This is a genomic window from Sphingomonas sp. Leaf22, assembly GCF_001421715.1.
Lineage (GTDB): Bacteria > Pseudomonadota > Alphaproteobacteria > Sphingomonadales > Sphingomonadaceae > Sphingomonas.
Genome location: NZ_LMKP01000010.1, coordinates 1 through 14,197, shown reverse-complemented (window position 1 = coordinate 14,197; position 14,197 = coordinate 1). Strand labels below are relative to the sequence as shown.

Here is a 14,197-nt window from a genome sequence, read left to right as displayed (position 1 = left end):
CGCCGCAGCCGGCGATTGTTTCGCTGATGCCACGATCTTCCACCATCGCTGGGACCGGCGATGCGGTTCCCCTGCCCCTACGCCGGATGCGGCGGCTCGCCACCTTCATGCTGGTGGCGATGGCGGCGCTGTTCCTGCTGTCGCGGCGGCTGGAGGGGGTCCACCCGGCATGGAGCTTCGTCCAGGCCTTTGCCGAGGCGGCGATGGTCGGCGGTCTTGCCGACTGGTTCGCGGTCACCGCGCTGTTCCGCCATCCGCTCGGCCTGCCGATCCCGCATACCGCGATCATTCCGCGCAACAAGGACCGGATCGGCGACACGCTGGCCGCGTTCCTGCGCGACAATTTCCTGACCGCGCATGTCGTCGCTCGCCGTATGCACCGTGTCGACGCCGCCGCCGTCGCCGGCAAATGGCTGGCCGATCCGGCGACGCGCAGCGGGCGGCTGCGGCACGGCGCGTCGCGGCTGGCGGTCAACGTGCTGGAGGGCCTCGACCCCGATCAGTTCGGGACGATGGTGCGCGGTGCCCTCGCCAACCGGCTGCGCGCGATGCGGGTGTCGCCTGCGCTCGGCCGCACGCTGGAAGCGGCGATCGCCGAGGATCGCCACCTGCCGCTGATCGATGCCATCATCCGCTGGACGTCCAAGACGCTCGACGCGAACGAGGAACTGGTCCGCACGATGATCCAGAAGCGCGCGGGTGCCGTGCTGCGCTGGACCGGGCTGGACGCGACGCTGGCGACGTCGGTGCTGAACGGCCTGCACAAGATGCTCGCCGACGTCGCCGAAGACCCGACCCATCCGCTGCGCGCCAAGGCGAACGAGGGTCTCGCGCTGCTGGCCCACGACCTGCAACATTCGCCCGAGATGCAGGCCAAGGTCGAACGGCTGAAGAACGAGCTGATCGAAAACCTGGCGCTGGCCGGCTGGTGGATGGGGGTGTGGGAAAAGATCCGCGGCGGCCTGCTCAACGCCGCCCGCAATCCCGACCGCGCGCTGGCCGGCCCGATCGGCGATGCGATGCGGCAACTGGGACTGACGCTGCAATCCGATCCGGTGCTGAAGGCAAAGGTCAACCGCTTCGTCCGCCGTGCCGTGGTCGGGGCAGTCGCCGATTATGGCGACGGCATCGTCCGGCTGGTGTCGGACACGGTCCGCGGCTGGGATGCGCAGACCATCACCGGCCGCTTGGAGAACGCGGTCGGGCGCGACCTGCAATTCATCCGGATCAACGGCACGCTGGTCGGCGGCACGGTCGGGCTGGCGATCCATGTGGTCGATATCTGGCTATAGGTTCGGCCACGGTTGCCCGGTACATCTTGCCCGTAGCAATCTACGGACCGACATTTGACGCCGCTCGTCGCCCCGGACTTGATCCGGGGCCCCGCTTCTTGCTGCGGCTGACCGAAAAAACAGGGCACCGGGTCAAGCCGGGACCTCTGTTAAAGTACTGATTCCGGCCCCTGCCGTACCCCCGCGCAGGCGGGGGTCCAAGGTTCCAAGCGCAAGCCGCTGTTATCCGGGGCTCTGGACCCCCGCCTGCGCGGGAGTACGGTGAGTTTTTGGGCTAGGCTTGCGACTTTCGCAGATGTCCCGATCAAGCCCAAGGCGACGGTTTCACCAATGGCCAGCGACTTGTCGGACGCAGGTCCTAGCGATCGCGGCGATGCCTCCGCCAACGCGGCAACCACTCCCCCGAAATCGTTACGCCCCCCATGGCTTGAGCATCCCGCCGGCTTGCGTCATAGGCGCGGCCATGGTTCGCCTTTCGTTCGCCGGTCACGCTTTCGATGCCCTGTCCGCGGGTGCGCTGTTCTGGCCGGCGCGGCGCGCGCTGCTGCTCGCCGACCTGCATTTCGAAAAGGCGAGCTGGTTCGCGCAATTCGGACAGATGCTGCCGCCCTATGATACGCTGGAAACGCTGGCGGGGATCGAGGCGGTGGTGGCGCGGACCCGGCCGGCCGAGATATGGTGCCTCGGCGACAGTTTCCACGATGTCGGCGGCTGCGACCGGCTGGGCGACGAGGCGCAGACGCGGCTGCGCGCGCTGACGGCGGCAAGCGACTGGACGTGGATCACCGGCAATCACGACCGGATCGTCGCCGACCATTGCGGCGGCCGGGTGATCGACGAAGCGGTCGTCGACGGACTGGTGCTGCGCCACGAAGCCGACCCCGCCGAAGCGCGCCCCGAACTATCGGGCCATTTCCACCCCAAATTGCGGGTCAGGCTGCGCGGACGGGGCGTGTCGCGCCGCTGCTTCGTGGCGACCGCGACCAAGCTGATCCTGCCTGCCTTCGGCTCGCTCACCGGCGGTCTCGACGCGGATCATCCCGAAATCGTCCGCGCGGTCGGCGGCCGGGCAGAGGCGTTGATCGCGCTGGAGGACCGGCTGCTGCGGTTTCCGCTGGCCGCCTGACGGCGGTTTGACGACACGCGGCAGCGCGCGTTTCGCAGGCAGTGCCGACCCGATCCCACCGCAACGCTTGAACCCGGTGCCGTGCGCAATTACCGCAACGCCCATGGATTCCCGTTTCGGTCCCGATCGCCGCGCGACACTGGCCACCCCGCTGGCACTGGATAGTGGCGCGACCCTGCCCGCGATCGACATCGCCTATGAAACCTATGGCACGCTGTCGCCTGCGCGCGACAATGCGATCCTGATCTGCCACGCGCTGACCGGTGATCAGCATGTCGCCTCCACCCATCCGCGCACCGGCAAACCCGGCTGGTGGTCGCGCATGATCGGGCCGGGCAAGCCGATCGACCTTAACCGCCATTTCGTCATCTGTTCGAACGTGCTCGGCAGTTGCATGGGGTCGTCGGGACCGGCCAGCATCGACCCCGCGACCGGCAGCCCGTGGGCGATGCGCTTTCCGGTGCTGACCATTCGCGACATGGTGCGCGCGCAGGGAATGCTGCTCGACCATCTCGGCATCGACCGGCTGCGCGCCGTGGTCGGCGGGTCGATGGGCGGAATGCAGGCGCTGTCATGGTCGGCGACGCTGCCCGACCGGGTACAGGCGGTGGTGGTGATCGCCTCCACCGCACGCCATTCGGCACAGAACATCGCCTTTCACGAAGTCGGGCGACAGGCGATCATGGCCGACCCCGACTGGCGCGGCGGCGACTATTATGCCGATGGATCACCACCCGCCGCCGGGCTGTCGGTGGCGCGGATGGCGGCGCACATCACCTATCTGTCCGAAGCGGGCCTGACCGCCAAATTCGGCCGCAAGCTGCAGGCGCGCGCCGATGGCGCGGCCGGGACCAAGACCTTCGGCTTCGACGCCGATTTTCAGGTCGAAAGCTATCTGCGCCATCAGGGGCTGGCCTTCACCGATCGGTTCGACGCCAATTCCTATCTCTACATCACCCGCGCGCTCGATTATTTCGATCTGGCGGAGGAACATGGCGGGGTGCTGGCCAACGCGTTCCGCGCGACGAAGGCACGGTTCTGCGTCGTCAGCTTCGATACCGACTGGCTGTATCCGACCGCCGAATCGCGCAGCATCGTCCATGCGCTGAACGCCGCCGGCGCACCGGCCAGCTTCGTCGAACTGTCGTCGCCGTTCGGCCATGACGCGTTCCTGCTCGATTCGCCCGAACTCGACCGGATCATGCGCGGCTTTCTGGAGGCGGACGCATGACCTTCGCGCTTTCCGACGATCGCGACCGGCTCGATATCGCGCGCATCCATGGCTGGCTGGCATCGAGCTACTGGTCGCCCGGCATCGAGCGCGAGCGGGTCGAGCGTGCCATCGCCGGGTCGCACCCGATCGGCGCCTATCGCGACGGCGTGCAGATCGGGTTCGCCCGCGCGATCACCGACCGGGCGACCTTCGCGTGGATCGCCGATGTGTTCGTCGACGACCGCGCGCGTGGGCAGGGCATCGGGCGGGCGATGGTCGGCTGGTTCGTCGATCATCCCGATCTGGCCGGTATCCGCCGCATCGGCCTCGTTACGGCGGACGCGCATGGCGTGTATGCGAAACTCGGCTTCCACCCCCTTTCGCGGCCCGATCGCTATATGGAACGGTTGTCGGCGGAAGCGACGGCGATGCTGGAGGCAATGCCATGACCATGATCGCCGGATCACCGCGTCGGACCCCGATGGCCCTGCGCCCCGACCTTGCGATCATCGCGGCCAATATCACGCCCGGTTCACGCATCCTCGATGTCGGTTGCGGCGACGGGCAGTTGATGGCCGCGCTGCGCGATGAACGCGGCGTCGATGCGCGCGGGTTGGAAATCGATCCGGGCAATGTCGCCGATGCGATGGCGCGCGGGCTGTCGGTGATGCAGGGCGATGCCGATCGCGACCTTGTCGACTATCCCGACGCCAGTTTCGACTATGCGATCCTCAGCCAGACGTTGCAGACGGCGATGCGGCCGCATGTCGTGCTCGACCATCTGTTGCGCATCGGTGCGCAGGCCTTCGTATCCTTCCCGAACTTCGCGCACTGGCGGGTGCGCGCGTCGCTGCTATGGGGCGGGCGGATGCCGGTGACGGCGCTGTTACCGCTCGAATGGTATGAGACGCCGAACATCCACCACGTCACCATCGACGATTTCCGGGCGTTCGTCGCAAAGCGGGGGATTACCGTCGTCGATGCGTGGTTCCTGTCGGGGGGCAAGCGTACCACGGCGGCGGCGGCCAATTTCCGTGCCGAACACGCGGTGTTCCTGCTGCAACGCTGAGCCTGCGGGAACGAAGGAGAGTGAGGAAGATGCGTAGCCGCCTGCTGCTGGTCGTCGCCTGCGGGATCGCCCTGCTTGCCGGCTGCGCCCGCAGGACGCCGGAGGTGGCGACCGTCACCCCGCCGACGATTCCGGTCCCGCCGCCCGCGCCCAAACCCAAACCGCCGCAGGGGGCCGCGCCGAACCTCGTCATCCCGGCAACGACGCCCGATGGCGGCTATGCCACGCTCAACCGGGGCCTTTCGCCCGATGCCGCGCTCTGGCACCTGCGCGCTGCGCTGAACGTCGCGGCGCTACAGTGCAATATCGGCGATCCGGCCGGGGTCGCGGCCTATAACCGGTTGCTCAAAGTACATGCCACCCGCTTCGCTGCCGCGTTCAAGGCGCTGGAGGCGGAGTACAGGCGCGGCGGCGGCGACTGGCAGGACCGGTTCGACGACGCGATGACCCGCGTCTATAATTACTTTGCGCAGCCGCCGGTCCGCGATGCCTTTTGCGCACGCGCGCTGCCGATGTTGACACAGGTGGCCGAACTGCCCGCCGGCGGGCTGGATGTCGTCGCCGCCCCGGATATCGAGGCGCTCGACCAGCCGTTCGTCGATTTCTACCGCGCCTACGACCGCTATCGCGCCGACCTGTCAACCTGGACCGCCGCACAGCCCCCGGTGCTGACCGTCGACCCGCAAATTCTGACGGCATCCAGCGACGTTACCGCCCACTGACCCCTTGCCAGCCCCCTCGCTACGCGACACCTTCGTCACCATGACCCACGCTCCCATTCGCATCGGCATCGGTGGCTGGACCTTCCCGCCGTGGCGCGGCAGCTTCTACCCTGAAAAGCTGCCGCAGAAGCGGGAGCTGGAGTTCGCGTCGCACGCACTGACCGCGATCGAGATCAACGCGACCTATCACGGCACCCAGAAGCCGGCGAGCTTCGCCAACTGGGCCGCGACCGCACCCGACGATTTCGTCTTCGCGGTAAAGGCCTCGCGCTTCTGCACCAATCGCGAGATACTGGCGGAGGCCGGGGAATCGATCGCGAAATTCGTCGGCTCCGGCATCACCGAACTCGGCGACAAGCTCGGCCCGATCCTGTGGCAGTTCATGGCGACCAAGAAATTCGACGCCGACGACTTTGCTGCCTTCCTCGCAATGCTGCCCGCAACCGAGGCAGGCGTGAAGCTCCGCCATGCCATACAGGTCCGCCACGACAGCTTCCATGTTCCCGAATTCGTGGCGATGGCCCGCAAAGCGGGCGTCGCGATCGTCCATGCCGACTCGGCCGACTATCCCGCCATCGCCGACGTCACCGGCGATTTCGTCTATGCCCGGCTGGAAAACGCGGTCGAGGACGTGGCCACCGGCTATGACGACGCCGCGCTCGATCGATGGGCAGAGGCGGCACGGACGTGGGCGGCGGGTGGTGCGCCGGACGGTCTGCCCTATGCCGACCCGGTCCAACCGCCGAGAAAGCCTCGGGAAAGCTTCATCTTCTTCATCAACGGCGCAAAAATCAGGGCCCCGGCCGGCGCACAGGCACTGATCGACCGCGTCCAATAGCCGCTACATACCCTCGCGGCGTAGCGGACGGCTGAGCAGTGTATCGATCACCTGCCCCACCGGCATGCCGGTCAGCAGCGCGCCGACCGCCGCTGTTACCGGCATGTCGACGCCGGCGTCAGCTGCCGCCTCGCACAGCACCGGCGCGGTGAACGCGCCCTCCGCGACGGTCCGACGGTCCGCTAGCAGGTCGGCAGCGGCGCGCCCCTGCCCCAGTCCGACGCCCAGCGAATAGTTGCGCGACGCGGTCGACGAACAGGTCAGCACCAGATCGCCCAGTCCCGACAGCCCGGCCAGCGTCTCGGCGCGCGCCCCGCGCGCCAGACCGAAACGGGTCATTTCGGCAAAGCCCCGCGCGATCACCGACGCACGGGCATTCTGGCCCAGCCCGGCCCCCTCGACCACGCCACAGGCGATGGCCAGCACGTTCTTGACCGCCCCGCCAATCTCCGCCCCGATCACGTCGTCGCTGGCATAAGGGCGGAAACCCGGTGCCGCCAACCGCTCGGCCAGCCGGTCGCGCAGCGCGGCATCGGCACAGGCGAGGGTGACGGCGGTCGGCTTGCCCGCCGCGACCTCGTGCGCGAAGGTCGGGCCGGACAGCACCGCCACCGGCGCCTGCGGATGGACGGCACGCGCGACCTCGCCGACCAGCATCCGGCTGCCTGCCTCGATCCCCTTGGCACACAGCACCAGCGCACGGTCGCCGACGTCGATCGTCGACAGCACGGCGCGGACATGCTGGGCGGGGGTCACCACCAGCAGCGCGTCGGCCGAGTCGAGATCGGCGCTGTCGGTCGTCGCCCGAATGGCCGGTGACAGCTTCACGCCGGGCAGGAACACCGGATTTTCACGGGCATCGTTGATCGCATCGGCGACGGCAGTCTCGCGTACCCACAGCGTCACCTCGCCCCCGCGCGCGGCGACCTGTGCCAGCGCGGTGCCCCATGCCCCGCCGCCGATGACCCCGATCTTCATGCCTTCACTCCTGCCCCGCGTACTTTTTCCGCCGACGGATCGAGCGGCCAGCGCGGGCGCGCCGCCACGTCGAGCGGATCGCTATGGCCCGCTATGAACCGCTCCGCCCCGGCCCATGCGATCATCGCCGCATTGTCGGTACACAGCCACAGCGGCGGCGCGACGAAGCGCAGACCGTTGGTTCCGGCCAGCCCCTCCAGCGCGCCGCGCACCGCGCGATTGGCTGCGACCCCGCCGGCCACGACCAGCGCACCGACCGGCCCCGCCAGCGTCAGCGCCAGCCGCGTCCGGTCGAGCAGGCAATCGACCACCGCCTGCTGAAACGACGCCGCGATATCCGCCACCGAATAGCTGCCGGCGTCATGCGCACGCAGTACCGCGCTCTTGAGTCCGGCAAAGGAGAAATGCGGATCGGGCGTACCGAGCAGCGGGCGCGGCAGCGGCACCGCCCGCGCATCTCCGTCCAGCGCCGCCGCCTCGACGCGCGGGCCACCGGGATAGCCTAGTCCCAGCACCTTGGCAGTCTTGTCGAACGCTTCCCCCGCCGCGTCGTCGATGGTCGTGCCGAGCCGGCGATAGCTGCCGACCCCGTCGACGCGCAGCAATTGGCAGTGCCCGCCCGATACCAGCAGCAACAGATAGGGGTAGGCGAGATCGGGATCCGTCAGTCGGGGCGACAGCGCATGCCCCTCCAGATGGTTGACCGCGACCAGCGGCTTGCCCGCCGCCAGCGCCAGCGCCTTGGCCATCACCAGCCCGACCATCACCCCGCCGATCAGCCCCGGCCCGGCGGTTGCGGCAATCGCATCGACATCGGCCAGCGCCACGCCGGCATCGGCCAGTGCACCCTCGACCAGCGACGGCAGAATCTCGACATGCGCGCGGGCGGCAATTTCGGGAACGACGCCGCCATAAGGGGCATGCGCCGCTTCCTGTCCGGCAAGGCGGTGCGACAGGATCGTGCGGTCGCCACGGACGAGCGCCACGGCGGTTTCGTCGCAACTGGATTCGATACCGAGGATCAGGGGGGTGGACATCCGGTCGGCCTTAGCGCGGATTGGGGGGTGGTAGGAAGATTGGTTCACGCGGAGACGCGGAGAAGAACTAGAAAGGGTTTTGATCGCGCAGAGGCGCAGAGGGCGCAGAGAGTGTGTGCGCCTGTCGCCGCGGCAGCGGCTTTCAGCCAGGCGTCTCCCGATCGCGAGCCATTTACCCCGAACACACTCCCTCTGCGCCTCTGCGCCTCTGCGCGAAAACAATCTTCTTCCTCGCGCCTTCGTGGCCCCGCGTGAACCAACCTTCTTGCCCCGGTCGAAAGCGGCGGATAGCGAGCAGCCATGACGTTCAAACTAGGCACGCGCGGATCGCCGCTGGCGCTGGTACAGGCGCATGCCACGCGCGATGCGCTGGCGATGGCGCATCGGATCGATCCGGCGGAAATCGAGATCGTGACGATCAAGACGACCGGCGACCGGGTGCAGGACCGTGCGCTGGCCGAGATCGGCGGCAAGGCGCTGTGGACCAAGGAACTCGACCGCGCTTTGTGCTGCGGCGAGATCGATGCGGCGGTCCATTCGATGAAGGATGTCGAGACGATCCGCCCGACCGAAATCCGCATCGCCGCGATGCTGCCGCGCGCCGACGTCCGCGACCGGCTGGTCGGGATCGCGTCGCTGGCAGAATTGCGCGAGGGCGGCGTCGTCGGGACCAGCAGCCCGCGGCGCGCGGCGCAGGTGCTGCACCACCGCCCCGACGCCAGGATCGTGCTGTTCCGCGGCAATGTCGACACCCGGCTCGGCAAGCTGGCGGCGGGCGAGGTCGACGCGACCCTGCTTGCCGCCGCCGGCCTCGCCCGGCTGGGGCGGCCCGATGTCGGGACGGCGATCGCGATCGACGACATGCTGCCCGCCCCGTCACAGGGCGCGGTCGGCATCGAAGTGCGCGCCCAGGACGACCGCACCCTCGCCTTCGTCCGCGCCATCGACCATGCGCCGACGCATCAGGCGGTGCGGGCCGAGCGCGGCTTCCTCGCGGCGCTGGGGGCCGATTGCCATTCGCCGGTGGCGGCGCTGGCGACGATCGCGGGCGATGTGCTGACGCTGACCGGGCAATTGCTGGCTCAGGACGGCAGCGCGCAGGTACGGGACAGCGTCAGCGGCGCGATCGACGATATCGACCTGCCGCGCGGGCTGGCCGAACGACTGCTCGCCGTCGCGCCCGAGAATATCGCCAAGCTGTTCGCGCAATGACCGTGCCGATCGCGGTGTTGCGCCCCGAACCGGGCAATGCCGCGACCGCCGCCGCCATCGAGGCGCTGGGCAGATGCGCGATCCGCCTGCCGCTGTTCGTGGTTCTTCCGCTGGCATGGGACGGCCCCGATCCGGACGCGCACGACGCGCTGGTGCTGACCAGCGCCAATGCGGTGCGCCATGCCGGACCGGCGCTGTCGCGCTATGCCGCGCTGCCGGTCCATGCGGTTGGCGCGGCAACGGCCGCGGCGGCAGGCGCGGCGGGACTGCACGTCGTCGCGACCGGCGGCAGCGATGGTCGGGCGTTGCTCGACGCCGCACTGGCCGATGGCGTACGCGCGGCATTGCTGCTGACCGCCCGCGACCGGGCGGTGACGGCGCATCCGGCGGTCACCGCGATCGAAGCGGTCTATGCCAGCGAGGCCGTCGACCCGGTCGACCCCGCCCCCCTGACCGGATCGGTCGCGCTGATCCATTCGCCCCGCGCGGCGCGGCGGCTGGCCGAGATCGTCCCCGATCGCAGCCGCATCGCCGTCGCAACGATTTCCGCTGCCGCCGTCGCGGGCCTCGGCAGCGGCTGGCGGGCGGTGACGGTGGCGGCGCGGCCCGACGACGCGAGTGTGATCGCCGTCGCCATCGCGCTGGCCGACACGCTCGCGCGCGATTGACCCGGCGGACGGGCGCGGGGATAAGGCAGCATGATGAGCGAAGATGCGTCCTTTGCGACGACCAGCGGCCCGTACCGGCAGCGACGAAGCCGCGGATGGCTCCTTGTCGCCGTGCTCGCCTTTCTGATCGGCATCGGCGCGACGCTGGCGGTGCTGCGCTATGTCGCACCCCGGCTCGGCTGGGGCGGGTCGACGCAGGCCGCCGCGCCGGTCGCGCAACCCATCCCGACCCCCGCACCGCAGCCGGTCGCGGCGGTCGCGCTGCCGATCCTGTCGGCGCGCGAGGCGGCACTGGCGGCGCGGATCGCCGATCTGGAGACGCGGATCGTCGGCCTCGACAACAGCGCGCGCAACGCCGCCGGCTATGCGACGCGGGCCGAGGACATGATGGTGGTCGTCGCCACCCGCCGCGCGCTCGATCGCGGTCGGCCGCTCGATTATCTGGAAGGGCAGTTGCGCGAGCGGTTCGGCGACAGCCGTCCCGATGCGGTCCGCACGCTGATCGCCGCCGCACAGGCACCGGTCACGCTCGACGACCTGCGCACGGCACTGGACGCGGTGGCGACACCGCTGATCGCCGGCCCGACCGGCGAAGGTTTCTGGAACGGGCTGCGTCGCGAATTCGGCCAGCTGATCGTCCTGCGGCAGGGCGCGACGCCCAGCAGCCGCCCGATCGACCGGCTCGATCGGGCGCGACGGCGGCTCGACACCGGTCAGGTCGAACAGGCAATCGCCGAGATCGAGCGGATGCCCGGTGCTGCCAGCGCGCGGCGCTGGACCGCCGCCGCCGAACGCTTCGTCGCGGCGCGCAAGGCGTTGATCGACCTCGAATCGGTCGCACTGACCATGCCGCGGCCCGCCCCCGTTACCCAACCCGCACCGGTGCCCGCCGCACCGCCGCCATCCGAATCCCCGGTCGCCGCCGATCCGGTCGACCCGACGCTGTAAGGACATTTATCATGGCCGATATGGGCCGTTTCGACTGGCAGGACCCGTTCGCGCTCGACGCGCAGTTGACCGACGAAGAACGCATGGTCCGCGACGCGGCGCATGGCTATGCCCGCGAAAGGCTGTTGCCGCGCGTTACCCGCGCCTTCCTCGATGAGGATTTCGCGCGCGAGATCATGTCGGAAATGGGCGAGCTGGGTCTGCTGGGGCCGACGATCGATCCCGAATATGGCGGGGCGGGCCTCGGCTATGTCGCCTATGGTCTGGTCGCGCGCGAGGTCGAGGCGGTCGATTCGGGCTATCGCAGCGCGATGAGCGTCCAGTCGAGCCTCGTGATGCACCCGATCAACGCCTATGGATCGGAGGAGCAGAAGCGGAAATATCTGCCCAAGCTGGCGAGCGGCGAATGGGTCGGCTGTTTCGGGCTGACCGAACCCGATGCCGGATCGGACCCGGCGGGGATGCGGACGCGTGCCGCGAAGATCGACGGCGGCTATCGCATTTCGGGCACGAAGATGTGGATCACCAATTCGCCGATCGCCGATGTCTTCGTCGTGTGGGCCAAGTCCGATGCACATGACGGCAAAATCCGCGGCTTCGTCCTCGAAAAGGGCATGGCCGGGCTGTCCGCGCCGAAGATCGAGGGCAAGCTGTCGCTGCGCGCGTCGATCACCGGCGAGATCGTGATGGACGGGGTCGAGGTCGGCGAGGACGCGCTGCTGCCGCATGTCGAGGGGCTGAAGGGGCCGTTCGGCTGCCTCAACCGCGCCCGCTATGGCATCGCATGGGGCACGATGGGCGCAGCGGAATTCTGTATGCAGGCGGCGCGGCAATATACGCTGGACCGAAAGCAGTTCGGGGTGCCGCTGGCGTCCAAGCAGCTGGTCCAGCTGAAGCTGGCCGATATGCAGACCGAGATCGCGCTGGGGCTGCAGGCGGCACTGCGCGCGGGACGGATGTTCGACGAGGGGACGCTGGCCCCCGAAGCGATCTCGATCATCAAGCGCAACAATTGCGGCAAGGCGCTGGCCATCGCCCGCGTCGCGCGCGACATGCATGGCGGCAACGGCATCGCCGCCGAATTCCATGTGATGCGCCATGCGATCAACCTCGAAACGGTCAACACCTATGAGGGGACGCACGACGTCCACGGCCTGATCCAGGGCCGGGCGATCACCGGGATCGCCGCCTTCTGATGAACCGGCAGCCGGTGTTGCAGGGGGCGCTGGTCCGGATCGCGCCGACGGTGCCGGAGGACTATGCCGCGCTCTTCGCGGTCGCGTCGGACCCGGCGATCTGGGACCAGCATCCGGCGCACGACCGCTGGCAGGAGCCGGTGTTCCGCGCGTTCTTCGAAGAAGGGCTGGCGGGGGGCGGGATGCTGACGATCCGCGATGCCGGCGACGGCAGCGTGATCGGGTCGAGCCGCTATGGTCCCTATGACGGCCATGCCGACGAGATCGAGATCGGCTGGACCTTCTTTGCGCGCGACCGGTGGCGGCGCGGCTATAACCGCGAGACCAAGCGGATGATGATCGACCATATCGCGCCCCATGTCGCGGCGATCACCTTCCATATCGGTCAGGAGAATGGCCGGTCGCGGACCGCGGTGGCGGCACTGGGCGCGACGTTGCGGCCCGGCACCGTCGACGTGCTGCGCGGCGGGCGGATGGTACCGCACGTGATCTACGAACTGCGCCGCGCGTGAAGCCGCTGGCCGGGGTTCGCGTGGTCGAACTGGCGCGTATCCTCGCCGGGCCATGGTGCGGGCAGTTGCTCGCCGATCTGGGCGCGGAGGTGGTGAAGGTCGAGCGCCCGGGGGCAGGCGACGACACCCGCCATTGGGGCCCACCCTTCGTCACCGCGCCCGACGGCTCGGCGCGTGACGCCGCCTATTTCCACGCCGCCAATCGCGGCAAGCGGTCGGTGGCGATCGATATCTCGACGCCGGAAGGACAGGCCGAGGTCCGCGCGCTGGTCGGCGAGGCGGATATCGTCATCGAGAATTACAAGGTCGGCGGCCTCGCCCGATATGGTCTCGACCACGCCGCGCTGTCGGCGGTGCGGCCGGGGCTGATCACCTGTTCGATCACTGGCTTCGGGCAGGACGGCCCCTATGCCCATCGCGCCGGATACGACTTCATCATCCAGGCGATGGGCGGGGCGATGTCGCTGACCGGCGAGCCGGACGGGCCGCCGCAAAAGGCGGGCGTCGCCTATGCCGACATCTTTACCGGCACCTATGCGGGGGTCGCGATCCTTGCCGCGTTGCGCCGTCGCGACCTGACCGGTGAAGGCGCGCATATCGACATGGCGCTGCTCGACACGCAGGTCGCGGTGCTCGGCAATCAGGCGCTGAACTGGATGGCGAGCGGCATCGTGCCGACGCGCATGGGCAATGGCCATGCGAACCTCTCCCCGTATCAGGCGTTCGAGACCGCCGACGGTGCCCTGATCGTCGCGGTCGGCAACGACCGGCAATTCGCGCGGCTGTGCGGCGTGCTGGGGCTCGACCTGCACCACGACCCGCGCTTTGCGACCAACCCGGCGCGGGTGGTCCATCGCCGCGATCTGGTGCCGGCGATCCAGACGGCGGTGGCGAATTGGGCGAAGGCCGATCTGTACGAGGCGCTGGAGGCCGCCGGCATTCCCGCCGGCCCGATCAACGCGCTGAACGACGTGTTCGCCGACCCGCAGGTGGTGGCGCGCGGGATGGCGATCCGGCCCGAAGGCCTGCCCGGCCTTGCCAGCCCGATCGTCATCGACGGCGAGCGGATGGTCGCCGACCACGGCGCACCGGCACGGCCCGACGCCTGACCACGGCGGCAAAGGTCACGAAAGTCACACTCGCACGCGGATCGTTTGCCACGGTTCGAACGGACGGCGCGATACCCCGAAGCAACCGGGACCTGTGCGAACGTCGCAAACTTGGCTAAAAAATCGCCGTGCCCCCGCGCAGGCGGGAGTGTTCACTTCGGACTCTGTAGACGTTTTCTGGCGAGGAAGATGTCGAGGGTGATCTCGAGCATTTGTTGGGTCTTGGAAGCGCGTTTGGTTCGGCGGTTGAAGCGGGCCAGCATGTCGCGGAACGAGG

15 protein-coding genes are annotated in these 14,197 nt (G+C 68.9%); 13 read left to right on the top strand and 2 right to left on the bottom strand.

Annotation, left to right across the window (positions count from 1 at the left end; translation table 11 throughout):
- Nucleotides 1-26 precede the first annotated feature (26 nt).
- From ASE70_RS06120 to ASE70_RS06090, 7 genes are all read left to right on the top strand, one after another.
- The gene (locus ASE70_RS06120) at nt 27-1,292 is read left to right on the top strand and encodes a DUF445 domain-containing protein (RefSeq protein WP_235519633.1); all 1,266 of its coding nucleotides are present in this window, start codon (nt 27-29) and stop codon (nt 1,290-1,292) included.
- A gap of 463 nt (nt 1,293-1,755) precedes the next feature.
- Nucleotides 1,756-2,418, top strand: a complete 663-nt coding sequence (pdeM, locus tag ASE70_RS06115) for a ligase-associated DNA damage response endonuclease PdeM (protein ID WP_056398679.1) — start codon at nt 1,756-1,758, stop codon at nt 2,416-2,418.
- Between the two features lie 103 nt (nt 2,419-2,521).
- On the top strand, nt 2,522-3,649 hold the full coding sequence (gene metX / locus ASE70_RS06110) for a homoserine O-acetyltransferase MetX (protein ID WP_056502532.1): 1,128 nt from the start codon (nt 2,522-2,524) through the stop codon (nt 3,647-3,649).
- Nucleotides 3,646-4,080, top strand: a complete 435-nt coding sequence (locus ASE70_RS06105) for a GNAT family N-acetyltransferase (RefSeq protein ID WP_056502527.1) — start codon at nt 3,646-3,648, stop codon at nt 4,078-4,080. The genes metX and ASE70_RS06105 overlap by 4 nt, the downstream gene beginning before the upstream one ends.
- Before the next feature lie 32 nt (nt 4,081-4,112).
- Nucleotides 4,113-4,700: a methionine biosynthesis protein MetW gene (gene metW, locus ASE70_RS06100; RefSeq protein WP_056502634.1), complete on the top strand. Its 588-nt coding sequence runs from the start codon at nt 4,113-4,115 to the stop codon at nt 4,698-4,700.
- Nucleotides 4,701-4,729: 29 nt separating this feature from the next.
- Nucleotides 4,730-5,422 (top strand): hypothetical protein, encoded by a 693-nt coding sequence (locus ASE70_RS06095; protein WP_056502525.1) that lies wholly within the window; start codon nt 4,730-4,732, stop codon nt 5,420-5,422.
- A 40-nt stretch (nt 5,423-5,462) separates the two neighbouring features.
- Nucleotides 5,463-6,260 carry a DUF72 domain-containing protein gene (locus tag ASE70_RS06090; protein ID WP_056502523.1) on the top strand — a complete coding sequence of 266 codons (798 nt, stop codon included), beginning with the start codon at nt 5,463-5,465 and terminating at the stop codon, nt 6,258-6,260.
- Between the two features lie 3 nt (nt 6,261-6,263).
- Here ASE70_RS06090 and ASE70_RS06085 read toward each other — a convergent pair whose 3' ends face one another.
- Nucleotides 6,264-7,238, bottom strand: coding sequence for an NAD(P)H-dependent glycerol-3-phosphate dehydrogenase (locus ASE70_RS06085; RefSeq protein ID WP_056502521.1), 975 nt, complete (start codon nt 7,236-7,238; stop codon nt 6,264-6,266).
- The gene (tsaD, locus tag ASE70_RS06080; RefSeq protein ID WP_056502518.1) at nt 7,235-8,275 is read right to left on the bottom strand and encodes a tRNA (adenosine(37)-N6)-threonylcarbamoyltransferase complex transferase subunit TsaD; all 1,041 of its coding nucleotides are present in this window, start codon (nt 8,273-8,275) and stop codon (nt 7,235-7,237) included. The genes ASE70_RS06085 and tsaD overlap by 4 nt, the downstream gene beginning before the upstream one ends.
- 300 nt (nt 8,276-8,575) lie before the next feature.
- On the opposite strand from tsaD, the gene hemC reads away from it, so the two are divergent.
- From hemC to ASE70_RS06050, 6 genes are read left to right on the top strand one after another with little or no spacing between them, the layout of a single operon-like run.
- Nucleotides 8,576-9,487, top strand: a complete 912-nt coding sequence (gene hemC, locus ASE70_RS06075; RefSeq protein ID WP_056502515.1) for a hydroxymethylbilane synthase — start codon at nt 8,576-8,578, stop codon at nt 9,485-9,487.
- Entirely contained in the window at nt 9,484-10,155 is a 672-nt protein-coding gene (locus ASE70_RS06070; protein ID WP_056502512.1) for a uroporphyrinogen-III synthase, read from the top strand. The genes hemC and ASE70_RS06070 overlap by 4 nt, the downstream gene beginning before the upstream one ends.
- A gap of 30 nt (nt 10,156-10,185) precedes the next feature.
- Entirely contained in the window at nt 10,186-11,103 is a 918-nt protein-coding gene (locus ASE70_RS06065; RefSeq protein WP_056502508.1) for a hypothetical protein, read from the top strand.
- 11 nt (nt 11,104-11,114) lie between these two features.
- Nucleotides 11,115-12,299: an acyl-CoA dehydrogenase gene (locus ASE70_RS06060; protein WP_056502506.1), complete on the top strand. Its 1,185-nt coding sequence runs from the start codon at nt 11,115-11,117 to the stop codon at nt 12,297-12,299.
- Nucleotides 12,299-12,811, top strand: a complete 513-nt coding sequence (locus tag ASE70_RS06055) for a GNAT family N-acetyltransferase (RefSeq protein ID WP_056502503.1) — start codon at nt 12,299-12,301, stop codon at nt 12,809-12,811. Before ASE70_RS06060 ends, ASE70_RS06055 begins: the two co-directional genes overlap by 1 nt.
- Nucleotides 12,808-13,920, top strand: a complete 1,113-nt coding sequence (locus ASE70_RS06050) for a CaiB/BaiF CoA transferase family protein (RefSeq protein ID WP_056502502.1) — start codon at nt 12,808-12,810, stop codon at nt 13,918-13,920. Before ASE70_RS06055 ends, ASE70_RS06050 begins: the two co-directional genes overlap by 4 nt.
- The last annotated feature ends 277 nt before the right edge of the window (nt 13,921-14,197 follow it).

What these genes read in the sequence shown, in the direction of transcription:
- ASE70_RS06120 (WP_235519633.1), top strand. Translation starts at nt 27, where the DNA reads ATGCCACGATCTTCCACCATCGCTGGGACCGGCGATGCGGTTCCCCTG.
- pdeM (WP_056398679.1), top strand. Translation starts at nt 1,756, where the DNA reads ATGGTTCGCCTTTCGTTCGCCGGTCACGCTTTCGATGCCCTGTCCGCG.
- metX (WP_056502532.1), top strand. Translation starts at nt 2,522, where the DNA reads ATGGATTCCCGTTTCGGTCCCGATCGCCGCGCGACACTGGCCACCCCG.
- ASE70_RS06105 (WP_056502527.1), top strand. Translation starts at nt 3,646, where the DNA reads ATGACCTTCGCGCTTTCCGACGATCGCGACCGGCTCGATATCGCGCGC.
- metW (WP_056502634.1), top strand. Translation starts at nt 4,113, where the DNA reads ATGGCCCTGCGCCCCGACCTTGCGATCATCGCGGCCAATATCACGCCC.
- ASE70_RS06095 (WP_056502525.1), top strand. Translation starts at nt 4,730, where the DNA reads ATGCGTAGCCGCCTGCTGCTGGTCGTCGCCTGCGGGATCGCCCTGCTT.
- ASE70_RS06090 (WP_056502523.1), top strand. Translation starts at nt 5,463, where the DNA reads ATGACCCACGCTCCCATTCGCATCGGCATCGGTGGCTGGACCTTCCCG.
- ASE70_RS06085 (WP_056502521.1), bottom strand. Translation starts at nt 7,238, where the DNA reads ATGAAGATCGGGGTCATCGGCGGCGGGGCATGGGGCACCGCGCTGGCA.
- tsaD (WP_056502518.1), bottom strand. Translation starts at nt 8,275, where the DNA reads ATGTCCACCCCCCTGATCCTCGGTATCGAATCCAGTTGCGACGAAACC.
- hemC (WP_056502515.1), top strand. Translation starts at nt 8,576, where the DNA reads ATGACGTTCAAACTAGGCACGCGCGGATCGCCGCTGGCGCTGGTACAG.
- ASE70_RS06070 (WP_056502512.1), top strand. Translation starts at nt 9,484, where the DNA reads ATGACCGTGCCGATCGCGGTGTTGCGCCCCGAACCGGGCAATGCCGCG.
- ASE70_RS06065 (WP_056502508.1), top strand. Translation starts at nt 10,186, where the DNA reads ATGATGAGCGAAGATGCGTCCTTTGCGACGACCAGCGGCCCGTACCGG.
- ASE70_RS06060 (WP_056502506.1), top strand. Translation starts at nt 11,115, where the DNA reads ATGGCCGATATGGGCCGTTTCGACTGGCAGGACCCGTTCGCGCTCGAC.
- ASE70_RS06055 (WP_056502503.1), top strand. Translation starts at nt 12,299, where the DNA reads ATGAACCGGCAGCCGGTGTTGCAGGGGGCGCTGGTCCGGATCGCGCCG.